Here is a 19,512-nt window from a genome sequence, read left to right as displayed (position 1 = left end):
ATGAAGAAATCAAGATTTACAGAGAGCCAGATCCTGGCGATTTTGAAGCCGGGTGAAAACGGTGTGCCGGTTGCCGATCTTTGCCGGGAGCACGGGATCAGCAACGCGACGTACTACAACTGGCGTTCGAAATACGGCGGCATGGACGCTTCCTTGATGGCGGAAATGAAGGCCATGGCCGAGGAGAACCGCCGGCTGAAGATTGGAAGCGGACAAGAAAACGATCCAGTGAATCGTTTTCCCGCTGGAACGTATGCCGAAATGGCGATGCAGAACGAGTTGCTGAAGGATGCCTTGGGAAAAAAGCCTTGAGGCCGTCTCAGCGTCGAGAGCCTCTCGGCGATGCAAGCATCGCCTGACGGCCAATGGATGGCCATGAATGCAATTCGGCTGCGTGGTGTGAGCATCGCGCTTGCCTGCCGGACTTTCCAGATCAGTGAAAGCTGCTATCGCCATGAGCGCAAACTCAGCAACGAGAACGCAGAGATCGCGGACTGGCTGGTCCGGCTGACGACGGCTCACCGAACCTGGGGCTTCGGCCTGTGCTTCCTTTATCTGCGCAATGTCAGAGGCTTCGTATGGAACCACAAGCGCGTCCGGCGGATCTATCGTTCGCTCGAACTGAACCTGCGCATCAAGCCGAAGAAGCGCTTGGTTCGGGAAAAAGCGGAACCGTTGGCTGTTCCCGATGGTCCCAATATGACCTGGTCTATGGACTTCATGTCGGATCAGCGGTCCGACGGGCGCAGCTTCAGGACCTTGAACGTTCTGGACGACTTCAACCGTGAGGGCCTGGGCATTGAAGTGGCCATTTCCATTCCCGCCCTTCGTGTCATCCGCACCCTGGAGCGGATCATCGAGTGGCGCGGCCAGCCCCTGAACATCCGGGTGGATAATGGCCCGGAAAACGTCAGTGCCGCCCTGCAAATATGGGCTTCGAGACGTGGGATCGGTTTGGAGTATATCCAACCCGGCAAACCGCAGCAGAACGCCTACGTCGAACGCTACAACCGAACCGTTCGCCATGAATGGCTCGGACAATATATATTCAAGACGATTGAGGAGGCACAGGATCACGCCACGCGCTGGCTATGGACATACAACAATGAGCGGCCCAACATGGCCATCGGCGGCATTACGCCCGCAATGAAACTGAAAACAGCGGCCTGAAGCTCGGTTTTGAAACCCACTAAAAATGGGATGATTACCGCACTACATCGCGCCAGGAAAACCTATGCAGAATGGCTTCGTGGAGAGTTTCAACGGTCGGATGCGGGACGAATTGCTCAACGAGACGATGTTCTTAAACCTGGCCCATGCCCGCGTGGTCATCGCCGCATGGGCGGCCGACTATAACACCGAACGCCCGCATTCAGCTTTGGACTACCAGACCCCGGCCGACTATGCGCGGACCCTGGCGACGGCAAGCGCCCGCCTCGCTGCGAGAGAGGAAAGCTCCGCGTATCGGGCGCTTGCTCAACCTGCGCCAACAGGCGTAAATACCAACCGGGCTCAAGCTGCGGCTGGATGAAAGATCAGTGGCAGGTCAGTGGTCTGATGGCTCTGCATCGGCAGCCTCACGACTCGGCGAGAAAAAGAGCGGCCACGACAGCACGACAGGCGGTATTCTGATGGTAAGTGACGTCTGTCGCCCAGCCGCTTTCGGGCTTCTCCACATCGAATCCTATTTTAGTCGGCAAATTTCCGATGCTTGTTCGCATTCGGGTGAGTTCAATGGTTTCAAGAACTTGTTTCTCTCCGCGTGAAGCGAGTATTGACTTTAGTGAAAACACCTCGGTAGACCGCAACCAGATAACCCCACCCTGCAATCTACGCGACCGCATCGCGCTTCAAATCGTCACTGAAATTGCCAGGCCCCATCAGGGGTCCTTGCCCTTCAGGCGGGAGCGGGTCAGGATCTAATGTTGCAGAGCGAAAAATAAAGTGACAAATCGAATGCGTGCACTGTTCAAAGTGTTAAAACATGCCAATAGGATCGATGAAAATGTAAAGGCAGAACGGGCGCTCTAAAAAAGCTTGAAAATTATCAGTGTGTTTTCGGATACAAGATCCCTATTAAAGCGACGCGTTATGGTGAACATGCAAGAAAGTCAAATTTTCGAATCCGATTGGTCTGAATTGACATCCTTTTGTGTCAGCGCTTCAACTATCAAAGAAAAGGTTGAAGACACCTCCAGACCGGTCTTGGCGCTCACACCAGAGATAAATGTCTTCATTCAGGAGTTGATCAGCCAGCTCAAAGGCAAAGAAGGTTTGGTAATAGCGAAAGTGCTTTCGGGACCGCTCACCGCCGCTGCTAGAATATTTCCCTATTCGTTTCAGCTAAGAACCTATGCCACCGCCTTTTGCGAGAAATTTCCGCTTGCAGCAACCGAACCTCTTCGAGCATTAAGTCAAAGAGGACGCAATCTAAAATCCAGCAACTACCGCATTTCACTTGCTGAAATACTTGCAGAAATTGAAAATCATCATGTAAATCTAATCGCCAATGCCAAATATCACGGCATGGAAATTTGGCCCATGTTGCGCACTGTGCTTGCGACCGAGGTTGAAAACCGGATCCTCGCAGGCGGCAGGCTGACAACACGAATCGCCGGCGATGCAGAAGCGACGCTGTATCAGTATGAAAATGCCTTTACCAATGAAATTAAGTATACGCCACCCGATATTTCGTTTCTTGAAAACGACGCCGCGTTCAAGGCCGGCAATCTCGATATCGAATTCTTGTTCTTTTCACGTGCGTTACGGTACATCAAGCGAAAGAATGGGTTTTGGGTTGACGGACCTTGCGATTATCTGCACCAGCTTCTCGCACCCAACTATTCCTGCTTGAAAATCGAAGAATACGACGACAAGGCCTTGAAACGCCAACCGCGTGTACTGGCGCCTAAATACTTCCGCACGCCCTGGAAGCACGACCAGAAGAGATTCTTCGATCATATGAAGTCCGATTTTCCATCGTGGAGTGGCACCGAAAGCAAGGAATCCTGGCGCCTCTACACGCGGGCCTGCAGCAAACTCGGCCTGCCGAGTGACAAGAAGAACTACAATGCACTTTTAAGAAACATGCAGTACGCTTGGGGGTACGCCAATTTTTTCAGAGACTTCGTCGGCCGCATAAACCCCAGATTCGTCTTCCAGGAGTTTTATTATTCTCCCGAGTCCATCGGCCTGATCCTTGCTTGCAAGAGCCTCGGCATTCCAGTCATCGAAGTCCAACACGGCCTGATAGGATCCCATCAGTGGCAAACCACGCACTGGGTGAAGATGCCCGAGAACGGCTACGTCAATCACCCCGATTATTACTGGGTCTTCGACAAATTCGAAAAGGAGAACTCGGAAACTCACCAACCGCGAAACGCCTTTCATCGCCCTGCAATCGTCGCAGGACACGCCGAGCTGGAAATCTTCAAGCGTAATCACGAGAAAGAAGAAAGCAAACTTAAACCGTCACATAGAGAATTTTTGAAAGAAATTGGTGACGCCACTTACAACATTCTGTTTTCACCGCAGTACCACCATGTGGATTTCACCGGTATCGTGGCAGTTTCCAGAGCCTTGCCGAAGGATGCCCGCCTTCTGGTGAGGTTACACCCTATGCAACTTCCGATCGTGGATGGCCTAGCGGAACTTATCGAGAAATACGGCACTGATAACATTGAAGTCGAAAATTCGAGCAAGATCCCCCTCTATAGCCTGATGGAGCGGTGTCACCACGTTATCACGAAATACTCCACTCTCGCGCGCGAAGGGTTGGAGTTCGACATGGATGTAACGTTGCTGGACGACATGGGGCGCCAGCTGTTTCATCAGTATGTCGACTTGGGAAGAATGACCTATTGCGGCACCAAAGAGAGCCTTGTCGACAAGATTTTGGCCGACTACCGCTCTTACAAGGATCCTGCGGTATGGCAAGTAAAATGCGGCGAATTCGAAGCTTTTCGAAAAGAACACCTTTCGGAAACGCCTGAAAGCGCTGTGGAAGAAATCCGAATGGATTGGGAGCAGAAAAATGAATACCGCTCTAATGTTGCCAGGAACTGCAGCGACATGCCGATCATGTCCGTGCCGCTCAGCATCCAGAAATGCGCGGAAAACAGATACCTCAAGGATGTCGACAGAACCAGCGGCGACTTCAGCATCCGTCGCACTTTCCTGATCGATGAAAACCTGCCAATTAACCGAAACACATTGGCACGAATTTTTTACAAGACCGTTCTTGGAACAGATAGCAAGACAGCTCTTGATCTCGTTTTCCACGGTTCGGAAGCTGCAACGCACTCCGGAGATATCCTAACGCTATTTTACGGCATGTCGGGCCGCTCCGTGAATATCCATATTGACGCCTTGGGAAGCATCGAAACTGCCTCCAGGAGTGAAAGCGATAAGGTTTTGCGGAAGCTGGATATCGAGGCTCTTGCCCTGCCTGGCGCCGATGCTAAATCGATCACCGGCCTTAAAGTGATATCGGCTTCAAATGACGTCCTGACACAGACCAAACGCTGGCTGGGCTCAAAGGGCCTGGATGAAAATCTCGTCGTAGTAACCTTTGGCGATAGCCTCAACAATGCACAAGCCGAGAGTATCCTGTGCTCCGACTGCTTGGTGGAAATAGCAGCACACAGAAACATTTTGCTGAACGGAAGCAGGCACTTCGTGGAAAACTGTCAGCAATTGCCCGAGCGCATCAACCTCTTTGAACCAGCGGTATATGCTCTAGACGCCGCGATCGCACTTTGCCAAAACGCTGGCACCAATATTGTCGTTTCAAACGATGGCTGGGACCAGCTTTTTGTCGGCAACAACGGCGTATGTGTTACCCTGACACCGGAAGACTGGGAAAACGAATCCCCGACGAGTCTTTTGAGACAAATTTGCGGTGATCAGCCTTTGCTGCTCGATGAGCTTTAAGCGATCTGGATTTTTCAAGGCATTAGTGGGAAAACTCATGATCAGCGGTATCGTCGCCGAATTCCAAAAAAAGCTTCCTAGATGGCCGAATAAACTGATTAAACGACTGAAAACTTGGGCGGCTGCGAAAAAAACCGCTCCGGGGATCGAGTTGTCTCCGGCTCAAGGCGAACTCAGGGCTTTTTACGATCTCGCCGTCTGTCCGGTAACGTTTGACATTGCAAATTTCCTATCGTTGGCGGAAATCGCAAGGCTCGAATTCGGCTGCAAGCATGTTCGGCTGATTGTCGTCCCTGCACCAGGAAATGGCTTCCGTGATTTGTCAGTACACTCGGTGGATCATTCAAAACATCGCATTTTAAGCATTATCGCCCCTGCTCTTAGAACCCTACCGAGTTGTTCCGGCATATCTATCGTTTCTGACCGCAAATCGGCGGAAAAGCTGGTACCGCAAGACGGCTCCCCCGTGTTTCCCTATGGATATACCTTGGACCGGCCGACGCGCTATTACAGCTGGTACAACACTTGGGACAAGGTGAACGACGGCAAGAATGTGCAGTCGCTACGAGCCCCCTCGGACGCGCTTCAAAATGTCGAGAGTTGGTTGACCCAAAAAGGATTGCAGGATGTGAAACTGGCGGTGATCACATTGCGCGAAGCGTCCTATCAAAAGGATCGAAACAACAAAATTAGAGAGTGGGAGAAGTTCTGCAGGTATCTGACGACCAAGGGCTATCAGCCTCTGATTGTCCGGGATTTCGATAAGGCATATGACCCCTTGCCGGCAGACCTCAGCGGTTATCCTATCTGTGATATACCCAACTGGAATCTCAATTTCCGCGTTGCCCTCTATGAACGCGCCGCAGTATCCTTCTTCGTAAACAACGGTCCTTGGGTGTTCGGCCTTTTTGACGAGAAAGTCAAATTCATGGCCGCCAAGGTCATTACCGAGAGTGTCCTAGTTACATCGACCAAGTTTCGCATCGAAATGGGCGATGAAATCGGTAAGAATTACCGGTTTCTGCAGGAGAAGCAGAAGGTCGTGTGGGAGAACGACGACTATGAGGTTCTTGTGCGAAATTTCGAAGAGCATTTCGTCGACAGCGCAATCACACCTGCGCCTGCGGAATGACCTTCAAACGTGAGGCAAGGCCTTTCGTTGCCTCACGCTTCAATTACATAGACTGCACTGCTAGGCGTTGTTTTTACGACGGAACAGGTACGTTACGTAATTGATGTCCCTGTTTAGACCGGTGATGAAAATCTCGTAGAAGCCGATCTCCTGAAGAATTCCAAAGAATTCGTCAAGCGCATAGCTTGTCGCAGTAATATGCTTCTCATGATATTCTTCGAGTTCTGCGATAGGCTTGTATTTGGGGTTCCCGTTGTCGAAACGGATCTGCACCATTCCGATCCCGCCAGGCTTCAGGACTTGATGAACGCATTTCAGTACTTCGACACCGTAGGCTTTCGAGGGAAAATGCTGGAAAACGGCTGTTGAAAGAAAAATATCGACCGGCTCACGAACGCTTTTGATGACGTCGTCAATCGAGCTGTTCAACAGGACCGGAACGAAGCCCTGAGTTCCATCTTCGCTTGCGACCCGTTCGGTCTCATTGAGATTGTCTTGGGAAATATCGACACCGTAGTAGTACTGAACGAGTTTCCGAAATGCATAGGCATTGGATCCTCCTCCAGGACCCCATTCCAGCATGTTCCGCTCCTGCGTCCAGTAAAACGGGTCGTTTGTGACCATTCTGATATGGCGATTCAACGCCGTGAGCGAGTTCTTACCGATACTCTTCCAGCGCTCATCGTCCGTCCAGCGACCAACACCGCGGAAATGTGAATTGTCTTTCCGGTATTCTTCATTCTCGTTGTTGGCCCAGATCTTCTTGGCAGCGGCGGTTGCTTCCTCGAAAGCGGTTCCGGGCGTCTCGCCTTTCTGACCTTCAGAAGAGTTGAGCTTGGCCATTTCGTCGGCCGGCTTCGTGTCAATTGCTTTGCTCATACTGCTCTCTCCACAACGCACATGTGCCTTTTTCAAGCATCTGCCAGAAGGTGCCTTTGATAGGCACCAACATATTTCATCGACCATTTAGATAATAAGGTCAGAGTATCCGTAGGACTCATAGAAATCGACATACTTTTCGCGCCCGAGATCCTCGATATTCTGATAGATCTGACTTTTGATTTCTTGCGGCCAGCTACGAAGCGCAAAAGCGGCCGGGGCATTGGAAACCCTGCGGTTCTGATTGTTAATTTTCATCACGGAGGACACGTAGCGCCAGGAGGGACTCACCTTGCCGTCGGTCACGTAGTTGAAGAATTCCTTGTAGCTTTTCCGTTTGCTTGTCAGGTCCTCCATCTTGAACAGGCGCTCACGACCGCATTCCGCATGCATCTGAAAATCGTAACAGACGAGATTGCGAAAGATCGTCGACGCTCTGTTGGCGGCCTTTTCGAGCAGCTGTTCGTTCTGTGTTTCCGCGAGCGTCGCCATCACATCCCCCTTCAGTTTCCTGAACCGAACCGGCTCAAGCGCTTCACAATGCTCCGCCAGATGGATATGACTGAGACTCTTGAGACGGTTAATCGGATGGCGAATTACACCGCAGAATGTCCCGCCGAGGTCTTCAACGGCTTCTCGGGCGGATGTCCCATGATAGCCGTGGATGGCACCGAATGCTTTCTTGAAGCGTGTCGCTTCTGCACTCACCACCAGCGACTGCATGAACTCCCGCGGATGAATGCGATGAAAGCGACGATCTGCGCGCCCCGGCGGGAAGGACATGGTGCCGTGATAGCAGACGATATCCGGATGCGAGCTAAGTGATGCCGAAAGCCAGGCCGTCGCGGACCCGCCATAAGATGAGATATAAAAAGGTTTGATCGGCATCTCTTTTGCGATCGAGCCAATATCGAGATGCGAAGGCAAGCGTTCCTGTTGCGCCCATTCGGCCAGAATACCTTCATAATATTCAAGGCGTTTTTCGAGCAGTTCTCTCTCCGCGTCGGTGGTTTGTTTTTGCCAGAGACGTTCGATAAGCTCTTCGGCCTCTCCCTTCATTCCAAGCAAAATCATGCAGTCTAACCAGTACAGCCCTCCGCCAAATCCTACCTTCCTGCTTAGTTGATCTTCTCGATATAATTTTTCTGCAAGTACATGTAATTTCTTATTATGCGCTTCGCGCGCTTCTTTATATATTTCGGACATAAGCCACCCTGAACAGACTTCTGCTTTTACAGCTACTTATATATTTTTCATCCAGCGCGCAATGTAGGTCCAAGAAATTACTCAAGTCCATACTGACCTCGATGGACAGTACCTCACTTCAGAATGCGCCTCGACCCTAACCTCAAATTGGCTTAACAAGGGCCATATTGGTTCATCTGAAATGGTGCTTCTTACCCGTAAGAAACCACAGTAATTATGTTGCGCGTGGAAGGACGAGGAGCGGCCAAAATACGCGAAAAAGTTGATCGCTAGGCTAAGGCAAATCCATGAAGTCCGTTCGATTCATTCTCGTCGTTTGGGGCGAAGAATTTATACAAACTCTTTGCGAGATCTGCATCCCTTCGCTACTTGCGCCGGGAAATATTCCTTTTTTTTCAGAACACTATAAATGCAAGTTCCACATCATAACTGACAAACCGGGAAAATGGCAGCTTGAGAAAGCAAGTGCGATTGAGAATATTAGAAAATTTGGTGATGTTATAATAAAAACTAGCAGCTTAGACGACGATCACAAGTATAAACAGATGAGTGATCTTCAGAACATTGGCGTTAAGGCTGCGTACGAGAACGGTGATGCGCTGGGTTTCCTGTTCGTAGACGGCATTTGGGCACGTGATAGTTTCCGGGAATTTGTGGAAGCGCTAAATCAGGGATACAAGGCTGTCGGCTCCTGGAACATGCGCTCGAACAAGCCCGACATGATCAGGGACGTCATTGACGGCGGCTATCTCAACAACGGTGTGTTGGACATTTCCACAGAAGACCTTGCCGCTTTGATCTTCAAGAACCTTCATAGACATATGTCCTATCGGTTTTGGGAGAAGGAGCCAAGTCAGGAGCACTGTGGCCAACTGTTTCACAGGCTGTCGGACGACGTCATACTCGTTCACACGTTCCTGATAATTCCGTACATCATCTTTCCGGAGGTCATGGCTGAAATTCCGGCAGACCCCAATGTGCGCGGTGTTTCAAATACCTACATGGATATTTTCCTTGCCCAAGTCGTTCCCAACCCCGGTGACGTCTATATTGCAAAGGACAGCCGAACCCACTTGAATGTGGAACTAAGCCCGAAGGACACTAGCGTCCGGAAAAGACGCCCCAACGATGTGCGTGATCATGTTCTTTGGGCAGAGATGGCGACAAGTCGTCAGAACCGTGCGTTTTTCAAGCAAACGATTGTTCTGACGAAAGACTGCAATGCGCGTATAGAAAATGATCCAACTTCACCGTTCGTTGAAGAAATTGTAGAGGAAATGGACGCCAGCACTGTGTGGCTTGCCGCGAACGACTGGCGTCGATTGCACAAGCGCAGCCAATTTTACGTCACCAAGAATGCACTTGTCTCGCAATTTCGAAATCCATTTGATCGACTTCTGCTGTCGATAATCTTTCGCCTTATAACTCGAGAAGATTACTACGACCGAAAACTAAACGACGGTGGAATTTATGCATTTTTTCGTCAAAAATACGCGCAAAAGCACGGCTAGAATTACCAAGTTATCTAGTTCAAGCACAATCTAGTCCCGTGGAACTTTTCCAGATCGCACTCAGGTTTCAAACGAATTGAAGGATGTCAAATGACACAAGGCTGGGTTCTGGTAACCGGTGCGGGTGGTTTCGTGGGGGGGCATTGCGTCCAGCGCCTGCTGGAAGCCGGCCATAAGGTCATAGCGCTGCTACGCAGTCCGAAACCCGGCGCAGGCCTGCCTTCCGGCGACACCAACACCTTCAAGCGCATCGAGGGCGATCTCACACAGCGCGTTACGTGCCCCTATCCGGTTGAAACCATTGTCCACCTGGCGGCGCAGGTCGTTTTTCCCGGCATCACCGCGTCCCAGTTCGCGCGTGGAAACATCCTGTCGACACTGGGTATGTTCGAACTCGCGCAGTTGCTGAGTGTTAAAACGGTGATCATGCATTCGTCGATTTCGGTCTATGGTCAAGCACCGTCAAGGAACTGGACGGAGGCGACGCTTTCGACCGCACCCGCCCCTTATGGCGCTTCGAAGTATGTTTGTGAGCTTGCGGCCCGGGACTTCGCCGATTCGATGAGGATTGTCGTCCCGAGAACCCCCGGGATAATCGGCCCCGGCGCGAACCCGAACTGGATCACGTCGCTCGTCGACAAAGCCCGTAGACATGAACCCGTCAGGATCCACAACGCGGACGCTCCGTTCAACAGCACACTGCATGTCGCCGATTACTGCAATTTCGTGCTCTCCGTGCTCGGCTCGAAGACGACCGATGCCTGCATGGATATCGTCAATCTGGCGGCACGAAAACCGCTCGCTGTTAGAGACGTAGTAGAGACGATCGTACGAGAGGTTTCGAGCCAGAGCGAAATCGTCGACGGAGGCCCCGCCGGGTCGCCGGTCACCATAGATATCGGCAAGGCGCAGCACCAATACGGTTTCAGTCCGATGACGGTTGGCGACGCAGTCACGCGTTATGCAGACGAAGCCGGGGCAGGCTCCTAGGGAAGACCCACCGAGTTGACGTTTTGCAGCGTATCCAAGATCTCGAGCACCCGGTCGAGGAGTGATCCGCCTTCGAACAGGTGCCCTGGAATACCGAATGCTTCCGCCGCCTGGATATCCCTCGGCTTGTCCCCGACCAGAAACGAACGCTGCCGGTCCATTGGAAAAGCCCGGTCGATCTGCCCGATAAGACCCGGCAAGGGCTTGCGGCAATCGCATGTCCGAGTGAACTCAGCAACTGTCCCCCCCGGATGATGCGGACAGTGGAAGAACCCGTCGATCACGGCGCCTTCCGCTGCAAGCTGGCTTCGCATGGCCTCGTGAAAAGCGTACATCTGCTTTTCAGTGAAATACCCGCGCGCGATACCGGACTGGTTCGTGGCGACACAGACCTTGTAGCCCTTTTTGTTCAGCAGCGAGATGGCTTCGATCGCGCCGGAAACCCACTCGATATCTGCCGGATCACACATGTAATGCCGGTCGACGAGCAGGGTGTCGTCCCTGTCGAAGATCGCGACAGGAGGCAGTTGTCCGTCATCAGGATTGTTCATATGTGATGCCTCGGTGCCGCAATGCAGAATCAAGTTCCTAGCCACTGGAATTCCAAACCAAGCTGTATTAAGGATATGGCGCCCGGCGCAAGGGAAATTCGCCGGGCGAGATCATCGTACAAACGATCTCTTTTTTTAGCTTTAGGGGTTCATTTTTCTCATGAAGATCTTGGTTACCGGCGCTTGCGGTTATAAGGGTACTGTTCTCACACCTATGTTGCTGGAAGCCGGATATGAGGTTCGTGCCGTGGACACCCAGTGGTTCGGCAATTTCCTGCCGCAGCACCCGGCGCTGGAAGTTGTACAGGCGGATGTGCGGGATTCGGACGCTATCGATCTCGATGGGATCGATGCAATCATTCACCTCGCTTCGATCGCCAACGATCCCTGTGGTGATCTCAATCCCAAACTGACCTGGGAAGTGAGCGCTCTTGCAACGATGCAGCTTGCCGACCGCGCCCGCCGGTTGGGAATCGAACACTTCATCTACGCGTCCTCCGGCAGCGTTTATGGCGTCAAGGAAGAAGATCAGGTCACCGAGGACCTCACGCTTGAGCCAATCAGTGAATACAACAAGACCAAGATGGTCGCCGAGCGGGTTCTGCTGAGCTACGCGGACGACATGCTGGTTCAGATCGTGCGTCCGGCCACCGTTTGCGGGCTTTCCCCGCGCATGCGACTCGATGTCTCGGTCAACTTGCTGACCATGCAAGCCCTGACCAACAAGCGCATCACAGTCTTCGGTGGCAATCAGGTTCGGCCGAACATCCACATGCAGGATATCTGCCGCGTTTACCTCTACATGCTGGAGCAGGGCAGCAAGATCCAGGGCGTGTTCAACGCGGGATTTGAAAACATCTCGATCATGAGCATCGCCGAGATGGCTGCGAAGCGCATCGGTGCGGAAATCGTCGTCACGGAGTCGAACGACCCGAGATCCTACCGGGTCAACTCCGACAAGCTCCTGGCGACTGGTTTCAAGCCGATCAAGTCGGTTGACGACGCAATCGCCGAAATCATTGAAGCTCACGATTCTGGTGCTCTGAAGGATGAGGATCGGTTCCACAACCTCCGCTGGATGCAGAAAACGGTTCTGGCGAACGCGGCCTGAATTCCGCGGATCCAACAAACCTGTCATTGCTAAGGGACTTTCATGACGCGCGTATTCGTACTTGGCAGCAACTCGTTTGGAGGTGCGTCATTTGTTAACTATGCAATGAAGCAGGGATGGGAAGTCTATGGCGTCAGCAGATCGGAAGAAGTTCACCCGGTCTGCAGGCCCTACCTCACCAACCAGAACATCGGCACGTTCACCTACCAGCAGATGGACGTGAACAATGATCTCGACGCGATCCTTGGCGCGATCAATGCCTTCCAGCCTGATTATGTCGCCGACTTTGCCGGACAGGGTATGGTCGCCCCAAGCTGGAACTGGCCGGAACAGTGGTACGAGACCAATATTGTCTCGAAGGTGAAACTGCACAACGCGTTGCGCGATCTGAAGTCCCTGAAACGTTATGTGCGTGTCTCGACACCGGAAGTGTTCGGCGATTGCGACGGTTTGATCGACGAAACCCAAGCCTATAATCCTTCGACGCCCTACGCGGTCTCCCATGCGGCTATCGACATGAGCTTGATGGCGTTTTACCGGCAGTGGGAGTTCCCGGTGGTCCTGACCCGCTTCGCCAATTTCTATGGCCCGGGACAGCAGCTCTACCGCATTGTCCCCAAGACGATTATATGTGCCTTGTCCGACCAGACCCTGATGCTGCATGGCGGAGGCCACTCGACCAGGGCCTTCATTCACGGGCATGATGTTGCCAGCGGCATCTTCAAGGCGCTGACGCTCGGCAAGAACGGCGAGGCCTATCATTTCACCACCGATCCGTTTGTGACGATCCGTGAACTGGTGGAGAAGATTGCCGTGTTGCTTGATCGTCAGTTGTCTGATTTCGCACAGGAAACCGAGGACCGTCCGGGTAAGGACAAGGCGTATTTGATGACGGCTGCCAAGGCAGAGCGAGAGCTCGGCTGGAAACCGGAATACACGCTCGATCAAGGTCTTGAAGAGTGTATCAACTGGGTTCGCGACAACCTGGAGACGATCAAGACCATGGAACAAAACTACGTACACAAGGCCTGAGGGCCCCTGTCCACCGGCTCCGCTTTTCATGGAAGGGAAAGACTTTTGGCCAATCAGAACTTTCTTCCGGATCAATATGATCGCACGGATGCACTCGACATCAATCACAATTACCTGCCCGACCAGTTCGCAGATTATGAGGAGATCCTCGCGAAAGTGGGTGAGGTCGTCCGCAAGGGGGACTTCACGCTCGGTCGTGCGGTGGATCAGTTCGAGCGGGACTTTGCCGAAGTTGTCGGAGTGAAGCACGCGATCGGGGTCGGCAGCGGAACCGATGCGCTCTTCCTGAGCCTCAAGGCTCTCGGCGTCAGCGAAGGCGACGAGGTCATCACGACACCTTTCACGTTCTACGCGACGATCGGCGCCATTGTTACGGCCGGGGCACGACCGGTATTTGTCGATGTTCTCGATGATTTCAACATCAACCCGGACAACATCGAAGCCGCGATCACCCCGAAAACGAAGGCGATCCTACCGGTTCACTGGTCGGGCAAACCGTGCCGCATGGACGACATCCTGGCGATTGCAAACCGGCATGGTCTCAAGGTCGTCGAAGACAGCTGCCACGGTATCCAGGCCAAATACAAGGGCAAGGGCGCCGGCTCCTTCGGCGAGTTCGGTGCGTTTTCCATGCATCCGCTGAAGAACCTCAACGTCTGGGGCGACGGCGGCCTCGCCTGCACGAACTCCGACGAACTCGCCGAAAAGATGCGCCTGATGCGCAATCACGGGCTGATCGACCGCAATCGCTGTGCGATGTTCGCCTATAATTCGCGCCTGGACACCATTCAGGCCGTGGTCGCAAGCCATGTTCTGCAGAAAATCGACCATATCACCGAAAGCCGGATCGCAAACTCTTTGTATTTCGACTCCCAGCTCTCCGGTATCTCCGGGATCACAATCCCGCAACGCGACAGCGGCGAAGTCAAGCAGGTCTTCCATATCTACTCGTTGCGTTACGAGCGGCGAGACGAATTGCAGGCTTATCTCGAGGCCCGCGGTGTGGATGCGAAAGTGCATTACCCGATCCCGATGCATCTGCAGCCGGGTGCGGCCGACTGGGGATACAAGCCTGGCGACTTCCCGGTCGCGGAAGCCTGCTGCGCAACCACCATGTCGCTTCCAGTCCACGAATTCGTAACCCGGGAGCAGCAGGACAGAGTTGTATACCTGATCAAGGAGTTCTACAGATGAGCACCGACCGCGTCGCCTTCGTAAACCTGCCCTTGCGGATCAAGGATTATGAAGACGAACTCGTAGAAGCCTTTTTGAAGGTCCTGCGATCCGGCGCTTACATCATGGGGCCGGAGGTCGCGGAATTCGAAAAAAAACTTGCGGCCTATTGCGGTGTCGACTACGTGCTTGGCGTAGGTAACGGAACCGACGGCCTGATCATCGCCCTGCGGGCCCTGAACATCGGGCCCGGCGATGAAGTCATAACCGCACCGAACTCCTTCATCGCTTCCGCCGGCGCTATTCAGATGACTGGCGCGGAAGTCCGGTTCGCCGATGTCGGACCGGACTACAATCTCGATCCCGTCAGAATTGAAGATGCGATAACCGCCAGGACCAAGGCAATCATGCCGGTTCACCTGACGGGCCGCCCCGCACCGATGGACGAGATCAACGAAATCGCGAAGCGTCACGGTCTTTTTGTCATAGAAGACGCCGCACAGGCCATTGGCGCCAAATACAAGGGCAAACCCGTCGGAAGTCTTGGCGACATCGCCAGCTTCAGTCTGCATCCGCTGAAGAACCTGCAGGTCTTCGGAGATGCCGGTTTCCTGTCAACGTCGTGCAAACACCTGTATGAGCGCATGAACCAGTTGCGCAATCATGGTCTGGTCGATCGCAATACGAGTGCGGAATGGGGCTTGAACTCACGGCTCGACACGCTTCAGGCGGCGCTTGGGCTGGTACAGTTAAAACGGCTCGATGCCTGGACCGACCGGTTTCGGTCCATCGCCGCCCAGTATCGCGAAGGCTTGAAGGACGTCGTTAGCGTTCCGGGCGAGCTCAATCATGAGTATTCCGTTTACCACAATTTCGTGATCTTAGCGGATCGCCGGGATGAACTGATGCACCACCTGGATACCAAAGGGATCGATACCAAGATTCACTATCCAATTCTGCTTCACCGGCAACCGGCGGCCAAGCATCTGGGTCTTTCCGAGGGTGCATTCCCGATTGCGGAGGATCAGGTGACGAAAATGGTTAGCCTGCCTATTTATCCGGAGCTGCAACCAGGCGAAATTCAGCGTGTTATCGAAGAAATTCGGAATTTCTATTCCGCCTGAGACATTGGAAGACGGTCTGCCGTCAGTGTGAGGAAATATGGGACAAGAAATCGACTTGATGGTCAACTACCCGCGCACAAAACGCGACCCCGCGGCGCGCGGTGCGGACAAGACGCCCGAGCAGCAGGCGATTGCCCGTCAGTTCGGCAAGGAGTTTTTCGATGGCTCTCGCGACGTCGGCTACGGCGGGTTTTCCTACATGTCCCGGTTCTGGGAACCGGTCATTCCGACTTTCCAGGAGCATTTCGGCCTGAAGTCCGGCGACGTTCTTCTCGACATCGGCTGTGCCAAGGGCTTCATGATGTATGACGCGGCCCGCCTGATCCCGGGCCTTGTCGTGAAGGGGATCGATGTTTCAGAATATGCCATTGAAAACGGCATGGAGGAGATGAAACCCCACATGCAGGTTGCCAGCGCGCTGGATCTGCCGTTCGAAGACAACAGCGTCGATGTATCGATATCGATCACGACCCTGCACAATCTTGAGAAAGACGACCTGGCGACCGCGCTGCGCGAAATCGAACGTGTCACGAAATGCGGAAGCTTCATCACGCTAGATGCCTATCGCAATGACGAAGAGCGCGAGCGTATGGAGGCCTGGAACCTGACAGCCCTGACAATGATGCATGTCGACGAATGGAAAGAGTTCTTCGACAAGGTAGGTTACACAGGCGACTACTACTGGTTTATTCCATGACAGATCTGATTGAGCTGTTGCGCGGCATGAAGCGCATTCGTGCCGTGGAACAAGGAATTGCCGACCGCTACATGGTACAGCCGCAGCAGATGCGCTGCCCAACCCATCTGTCCATCGGGCAGGAGTTGGTCGGCGCCCTTGCCGGGCTTGCATTGAAACCGAGCGACTATGCGGTCAGCTCGCATAGAGGTCATGCGCACTACATTGGCAAGGGCGGGGACATCGGAAGAATGCTCGCGGAAATATACGGCAAGGTTACCGGTTGCAGCCGGGGCCGTGGCGGCAGCATGCATCTGATCGACGAGAGCGTCGGCTTTATGGGAACGACCGCAATCGTCGGCAATTCCATTCCGGTCGGCGTGGGTCTCGGCCTGGCTGCAAAGCTTGACGGAAAGGAACAGGTAAGTGCTATTTTCCTCGGTGACGGCGCGACGGAGGAAGGTTCGTTTTACGAGTCGGCCACAATCGCCGCTGTCCGGAAATTACCTGTGATCTTCATTTGCGAAAACAATCTTTACTCGGTTTATTCGCCGCTGAATGTTCGTCAGCCGAAAAACCGTGTGATCCACGAGATGGTCGCCGCCTATGGCGGTCTGGACACCTATTTCGTTGAAGGGGACGACCCGGAAGCAACAACCGACGAGCTTCAAAAGGCGGTCGACAAGGTGCGGAGCGGTGCCGGACCCGCGTTTATCGAGATCACCACCTATCGTTGGCGCGAACACTGCGGTCCCAACTGGGACAACCATCTGCCATACCGGGACGAGGACGAATTCGAAAACTGGAAAGAGCGCGATCCGCTGCCCGAACTCGAGCGGCGTCTCCTGGAACGTGGCACAATCAGCGCCGAACGGATTGCGTCCATAAACCAGGACGTCGAACATGAAGTCGAAGCTGCGTTCAAGTTCGCGAATGAGTCTCCCTTCCCCGATGAGAGCGAAGCCTATATCGACGAATACATGGCTTAACTGAGGGATTTTATTGTGAAATTTTCGGACGCCATCAATGACGCGATGAAAGTCGCCATGCGGCAGGATCCCAAGGTGCTATGCTACGGCTTGGGCGTCGACGATCCGAAACGCATTTTCGGCACCACAGAGGGACTCATTGAGGAATTCGGTCCCGATCGCGTGTTCGACATGCCAACGGCTGAAAACGCAATGACCGGGGTTGCCGTAGGGGCCGCCCTAGCCGGTTACCGGTCCGTGTGTGTTCATCAACGGGTCGATTTCTTCCTCCTGGCCATGGACCAGCTGGTGAACTCGGCCGCGAAATGGCATTACATGTTCGGCGGGCAAAATTCTGTGCCGATCACCATTCGACTCGTGATCGGACGTGGCTGGGGGCAAGGCCCGACCCATTCCCAGGCGCTCCATTCCTGGTTTGCCCATATTCCCGGACTGAAGGTCGTCATGCCTACAAACGCCGAAGATGCGAAAGGTCTGTTGCTGGAAAGCATTTTCGACAACAACCCGGTGGTCTTCCTTGAGCACCGCTGGCTGCACAACATGGAAGGCGAGGTCTCCGAGGGCGACTTCAGAATTCCCCTGGGCAAGGCCCGTCTTGCACACCAGGGCGACGACGTGACAATTGTGTCAAACTCCTTCATGACCGTTGAGGCTCTCCATGCAGCCGAGCACGTCAAGGCTCAGGGTGTTGGCTGCGACGTCATCGACTTGCGCACCGTTCGTCCCCTTGACTGGGACGCCGTGTTCAGCTCGGTCAAACGCACGGGACGCCTGCTGGTGCTGGACATCGGCGCACCGATGGCGTCGGTGTCTTCCGAGATCATTGCCCGTGTGGCCATGGAAATGCCCGGTGTCCTGAAAGCACCGCCTCAGCGGCTGTGCCTGCCCGATCACAGCCAGCCGACCAGCCCGGCACTGACGAAGAACTTCTATCCCGGTTCCGGGGAAGTTGTTGGTGCAATTTCCTCACTGATCGGAAGAGACCTCGAAAAAGAAAGCTTGCAGGCCCAACAGACCTGGGCACATGACGTCCCGGGAACCTGGTTCAACGGACCGTTCTAAGCAAAAACCGGGTCAGTCTGACCCCAGCCTGAACATGGGAAAGTGTCATGTCGGAAAATTCCACCTTTGATGCGGTTGTGCTCAAGGAGCTGAACAAACCGCTGGAACTGATCAAGGGCATCCAGTTTCCCGCACTGAAGTCGGGACAAACCCTGATCAAGATTTTCTACGCGGGCCTTTGCCACAGCCAGGTCATGGAAGCACGCGGACATCGTGGCAAGGATCCTTATTTGCCGCATATGCTCGGGCACGAGGGAACAGGCGAAGTCGTCGCCGTGGGAGACGGTGTCACCAAGGTTGCACCAGGTGACTACGTGGTCATGACCTGGATCAAGGGCACCGGGCAAGAAGCCGGCGGATGTTGTTATGCCGGTCCGTCCGGGGAGACCATCAACTCGGGCGGTGTCACAACGTTCGGAGAATACGCCGTTGTTTCCGAAAATCGCCTGGTCCGGAAACCGGACGGTATTCCGTTTGACCTCGGTGTCCTTCTTGGCTGCGCGCTGCCGACCGGAGCCGGCATCGTCCTGAATGACATCAAACCCGCAAAGGGCGCCAAGATTGCCGTGATCGGCCTGGGTGGTATCGGTATCAGCGCGCTGCTCGCCGCAACGACCTTTGACCCTACCGTGCTGATTGCCGTCGACATTGAGCAAAGCAAACTTGACCTTGCCAGGGAATTCGGCGCCACCCATGTCTTCCATGCCAGCAAAGACGACTGGGAAGCCGAGATCCTTGCGCTGACCGACGGCAAGGGCGTTGACCATGCCGTTGAAGCAACGGGACTTGCCGAGATGATCGAACGATCGTTCAATGTCATCCGTCCCGGTGGCGGTGAACTGGTATTCGCATCCCATCCGAAAGCCGGCGACATGATCCGGCTGGATCCGTTCGAGCTGATCAAAGGCAAGAAAATCAGGGGGAGCTGGGGTGGCAGTTCAAAGCCGGATCGCGATCTGGAAATTCTGGCTGATCTTTTCCGCAAGGGGCATCTGCCGCTCGAGCGCCTCCTGAGCAATACCTATACGCTGCACACCATCAATGAAGCCCTGGAAGATCTTGAAAACAGGAAAATCATCCGGGCGCTCATAAAGATCAACGAACCGCCGGCAGACGCCGCCTAAGAACACTTTCGGGAACGTCC

At 53.8% G+C, this 19,512-nt stretch carries 15 protein-coding genes and 2 pseudogenes; 14 read left to right on the top strand and 3 right to left on the bottom strand.

Annotated features, from left to right (window positions below):
- The 4 genes and pseudogenes from CLV41_RS04065 to CLV41_RS04050 all read left to right on the top strand — a co-directional run bounded on the left by CLV41_RS04065 (position 1) and on the right by CLV41_RS04050 (position 6,064).
- A pseudogene (locus tag CLV41_RS04065) lies at positions 1 to 1,170 on the top strand (IS3 family transposase).
- A gap of 40 nt (positions 1,171 to 1,210) precedes the next feature.
- Positions 1,211 to 1,531 (top strand): annotated as a pseudogene (locus CLV41_RS04060) (integrase core domain-containing protein); the annotation flags it as partial.
- Positions 1,532 to 2,091: 560 nt separating this feature from the next.
- Positions 2,092 to 4,932, top strand: a complete 2,841-nt coding sequence (locus CLV41_RS04055) for a hypothetical protein (protein WP_146048495.1) — start codon at positions 2,092 to 2,094, stop codon at positions 4,930 to 4,932.
- 37 nt (positions 4,933 to 4,969) lie between these two features.
- Positions 4,970 to 6,064: a hypothetical protein gene (locus CLV41_RS04050; RefSeq protein WP_103220951.1), complete on the top strand. Its 1,095-nt coding sequence runs from the start codon at positions 4,970 to 4,972 to the stop codon at positions 6,062 to 6,064.
- 60 nt (positions 6,065 to 6,124) lie between these two features.
- On the opposite strand, the gene CLV41_RS04045 is transcribed toward CLV41_RS04050, so the two are convergent.
- Both CLV41_RS04045 and CLV41_RS04040 read right to left on the bottom strand, forming a co-directional pair.
- Positions 6,125 to 6,943, bottom strand: coding sequence for a methyltransferase domain-containing protein (locus CLV41_RS04045; protein WP_170107107.1), 819 nt, complete (start codon positions 6,941 to 6,943; stop codon positions 6,125 to 6,127).
- A gap of 87 nt (positions 6,944 to 7,030) precedes the next feature.
- Positions 7,031 to 8,149, bottom strand: a complete 1,119-nt coding sequence (locus tag CLV41_RS04040; RefSeq protein ID WP_146048494.1) for a hypothetical protein — start codon at positions 8,147 to 8,149, stop codon at positions 7,031 to 7,033.
- A gap of 287 nt (positions 8,150 to 8,436) precedes the next feature.
- On the opposite strand from CLV41_RS04040, the gene CLV41_RS04035 reads away from it, so the two are divergent.
- Both CLV41_RS04035 and CLV41_RS04030 read left to right on the top strand, forming a co-directional pair.
- Entirely contained in the window at positions 8,437 to 9,660 is a 1,224-nt protein-coding gene (locus CLV41_RS04035) for a hypothetical protein (protein WP_103220948.1), read from the top strand.
- A gap of 90 nt (positions 9,661 to 9,750) precedes the next feature.
- A complete protein-coding gene (locus CLV41_RS04030) occupies positions 9,751 to 10,650 on the top strand; it encodes an NAD-dependent epimerase/dehydratase family protein (protein WP_103220947.1) in 900 nt (299 codons plus the stop codon).
- Here CLV41_RS04030 and CLV41_RS04025 read toward each other — a convergent pair.
- Positions 10,647 to 11,201, bottom strand: a complete 555-nt coding sequence (locus CLV41_RS04025) for a D-glycero-alpha-D-manno-heptose-1,7-bisphosphate 7-phosphatase (protein WP_103220946.1) — start codon at positions 11,199 to 11,201, stop codon at positions 10,647 to 10,649. The genes CLV41_RS04030 and CLV41_RS04025 overlap by 4 nt on opposite strands.
- Positions 11,202 to 11,361: 160 nt before the next feature.
- Here CLV41_RS04025 and CLV41_RS04020 point away from each other — a divergent pair, with 160 nt between their 5' ends.
- Genes CLV41_RS04020 through CLV41_RS03985 form a run of 8 tightly spaced genes read left to right on the top strand, consistent with a single transcriptional unit; the run spans position 11,362 to position 19,492 of the window.
- On the top strand, positions 11,362 to 12,312 hold the full coding sequence (locus CLV41_RS04020) for an NAD-dependent epimerase/dehydratase family protein (RefSeq protein ID WP_103220945.1): 951 nt from the start codon (positions 11,362 to 11,364) through the stop codon (positions 12,310 to 12,312).
- A gap of 42 nt (positions 12,313 to 12,354) precedes the next feature.
- Positions 12,355 to 13,344: a GDP-mannose 4,6-dehydratase gene (locus CLV41_RS04015; protein WP_103220944.1), complete on the top strand. Its 990-nt coding sequence runs from the start codon at positions 12,355 to 12,357 to the stop codon at positions 13,342 to 13,344.
- Positions 13,345 to 13,389: 45 nt separating this feature from the next.
- Positions 13,390 to 14,538 carry a DegT/DnrJ/EryC1/StrS family aminotransferase gene (locus tag CLV41_RS04010; RefSeq protein WP_170107106.1) on the top strand — a complete coding sequence of 383 codons (1,149 nt, stop codon included), beginning with the start codon at positions 13,390 to 13,392 and terminating at the stop codon, positions 14,536 to 14,538.
- Positions 14,535 to 15,641, top strand: a complete 1,107-nt coding sequence (locus tag CLV41_RS04005) for a DegT/DnrJ/EryC1/StrS family aminotransferase (protein ID WP_103220942.1) — start codon at positions 14,535 to 14,537, stop codon at positions 15,639 to 15,641. Before CLV41_RS04010 ends, CLV41_RS04005 begins: the two co-directional genes overlap by 4 nt.
- A gap of 37 nt (positions 15,642 to 15,678) precedes the next feature.
- Positions 15,679 to 16,338 (top strand): class I SAM-dependent methyltransferase, encoded by a 660-nt coding sequence (locus CLV41_RS04000; protein ID WP_103220941.1) that lies wholly within the window; start codon positions 15,679 to 15,681, stop codon positions 16,336 to 16,338.
- Positions 16,335 to 17,306: a thiamine pyrophosphate-dependent dehydrogenase E1 component subunit alpha gene (locus CLV41_RS03995; protein WP_103220940.1), complete on the top strand. Its 972-nt coding sequence runs from the start codon at positions 16,335 to 16,337 to the stop codon at positions 17,304 to 17,306. The genes CLV41_RS04000 and CLV41_RS03995 overlap by 4 nt, the downstream gene beginning before the upstream one ends.
- A gap of 15 nt (positions 17,307 to 17,321) precedes the next feature.
- Positions 17,322 to 18,368, top strand: a complete 1,047-nt coding sequence (locus CLV41_RS03990; RefSeq protein ID WP_235867048.1) for an alpha-ketoacid dehydrogenase subunit beta — start codon at positions 17,322 to 17,324, stop codon at positions 18,366 to 18,368.
- 47 nt (positions 18,369 to 18,415) lie between these two features.
- Positions 18,416 to 19,492 (top strand): zinc-binding dehydrogenase, encoded by a 1,077-nt coding sequence (locus tag CLV41_RS03985; protein ID WP_103220939.1) that lies wholly within the window; start codon positions 18,416 to 18,418, stop codon positions 19,490 to 19,492.
- Positions 19,493 to 19,512 lie beyond the last annotated feature (20 nt).

It is taken from the genome of Roseibium marinum (assembly GCF_002906165.1).
Classification (GTDB): Bacteria; Pseudomonadota; Alphaproteobacteria; order Rhizobiales; family Stappiaceae; genus Roseibium; species Roseibium marinum.
Note: the sequence above shows the minus strand (reverse complement) of the source record. Positions and strands in the feature narration are given on the sequence as shown.

Bases quoted from the DNA above. Each gene is read 5' to 3' on its own strand.
- CLV41_RS04055 (WP_146048495.1), top strand. From the start codon at position 2,092: ATGGTGAACATGCAAGAAAGTCAAATTTTCGAATCCGATTGGTCTGAA.
- CLV41_RS04050 (WP_103220951.1), top strand. From the start codon at position 4,970: ATGATCAGCGGTATCGTCGCCGAATTCCAAAAAAAGCTTCCTAGATGG.
- CLV41_RS04045 (WP_170107107.1), bottom strand. From the start codon at position 6,943: ATGAGCAAAGCAATTGACACGAAGCCGGCCGACGAAATGGCCAAGCTC.
- CLV41_RS04040 (WP_146048494.1), bottom strand. From the start codon at position 8,149: ATGTCCGAAATATATAAAGAAGCGCGCGAAGCGCATAATAAGAAATTA.
- CLV41_RS04035 (WP_103220948.1), top strand. From the start codon at position 8,437: ATGAAGTCCGTTCGATTCATTCTCGTCGTTTGGGGCGAAGAATTTATA.
- CLV41_RS04030 (WP_103220947.1), top strand. From the start codon at position 9,751: ATGACACAAGGCTGGGTTCTGGTAACCGGTGCGGGTGGTTTCGTGGGG.
- CLV41_RS04025 (WP_103220946.1), bottom strand. From the start codon at position 11,201: ATGAACAATCCTGATGACGGACAACTGCCTCCTGTCGCGATCTTCGAC.
- CLV41_RS04020 (WP_103220945.1), top strand. From the start codon at position 11,362: ATGAAGATCTTGGTTACCGGCGCTTGCGGTTATAAGGGTACTGTTCTC.
- CLV41_RS04015 (WP_103220944.1), top strand. From the start codon at position 12,355: ATGACGCGCGTATTCGTACTTGGCAGCAACTCGTTTGGAGGTGCGTCA.
- CLV41_RS04005 (WP_103220942.1), top strand. From the start codon at position 14,535: ATGAGCACCGACCGCGTCGCCTTCGTAAACCTGCCCTTGCGGATCAAG.
- CLV41_RS04000 (WP_103220941.1), top strand. From the start codon at position 15,679: ATGGGACAAGAAATCGACTTGATGGTCAACTACCCGCGCACAAAACGC.
- CLV41_RS03995 (WP_103220940.1), top strand. From the start codon at position 16,335: ATGACAGATCTGATTGAGCTGTTGCGCGGCATGAAGCGCATTCGTGCC.
- CLV41_RS03985 (WP_103220939.1), top strand. From the start codon at position 18,416: ATGTCGGAAAATTCCACCTTTGATGCGGTTGTGCTCAAGGAGCTGAAC.